Annotated in this window: 1 protein-coding gene; it reads right to left on the bottom strand. The window is 47.2% G+C overall.

The genetic code is table 11. The annotated features are described in order from the left end of the window. A partial coding sequence (locus tag MiAbW_RS19100) for an IS4 family transposase (protein WP_151697348.1) occupies nucleotides 1-978 on the bottom strand: 978 nt, incomplete at its 3' end. Between the last annotated feature and the right edge of the window lie 119 nt (nucleotides 979-1,097).

The raw sequence follows: 1,097 nt of genomic DNA, 5'->3' as shown, positions 1-1,097 counted from the left end.
ATTGGGCAAAGAAGGGTTAAGAATCAGATGACGAAGATGGTCAAAACCTAAGCGAAAAAGACTTTGGCTAGGACGACCATGTTTTTTGAGCCGAATCGGATCAAGTTGATGAAGCCACAAGCCAGTCTTGAGAGACCAGACCAAAGCTAAAGTCAACAGAGCAAAAAGTTTACGCAGGCGTTCGGGGTCAGTAAAATGAGTCGATTCCAAACAAAAACCACGAGTCTTGAAAATGCCAAAAAGGGTTTCAATGCCCCAGCGCAGAGCGTAATCGCTTACCAGTCCGACTGTATGTGGGGGAGCAATGACTATTAAGAGGTCTCCATCCTCCAAACCCAAGGCTTCGAGGGAGACCCGATTGCCCCAAACCCGACAATCGCCTTGCAATTGCTGAGATTCTCCGATAGCCAGATGGGCGAAGACGACTTTGGCTGGCAAGGCTTTTCCATTTCCCTCAATCTTGTCGGTAGCCCGAATCCTTAACCGGAAAGACAGAGACGGTTCGAGCAGAAGATAGCGCAGCCAAGCTTGACCAATAAACTCTCGGTCAGCACACAGACAACGAATTCTCGCGGTGGGAAAAATTTTGAATATCGCCTCAATGAACCGCATACGCTCATCACTGTTGGAGTTTCCCTTTTTCTTGAGCAGCCACCACAAGATGGGAATGGCTACTCCTTCGTGGACTATGCCTACAGTCAGGATGTTGTAGCAATGCTCGCCCAACTCCCAGGTAGTCCGGTCAAGACTCAATAGCCAAGGTTGGGGGATATTCACCCAACCCACGACAATTTTCGCAATTTCAGAATAATCAAGCTCGAAGTTGCGGAAAAAGCGTTGTAATCTTTTGTAGTTGGATTCTTTGAGGGCTTTACCTCCAAATCCTACTGCTAACTCGCTCAGATTGACGGTTTTGACTTTAATTAAGGCTAGTAGGAACAGTGCTAGAAACGAGAGCCTGGCTCCATGCCATGCCAGATGGGGTTTAAGGGCTTGCTTTAAGGCGCTATACTGGTTCCTAGGGTTTTAGAGATTGGTTCTATTTCTCATAAAACCCTACTCTCGCCTACTTTTCCAGCTTTTTGTCCTGTACTGAG

It is taken from the genome of Microcystis aeruginosa NIES-4325, assembly GCF_008974145.1.
Classification (GTDB): domain Bacteria; phylum Cyanobacteriota; class Cyanobacteriia; order Cyanobacteriales; family Microcystaceae; genus Microcystis; species Microcystis aeruginosa_G.
Note: the sequence above shows the minus strand (reverse complement) of the source record. Positions and strands in the feature narration are given on the sequence as shown.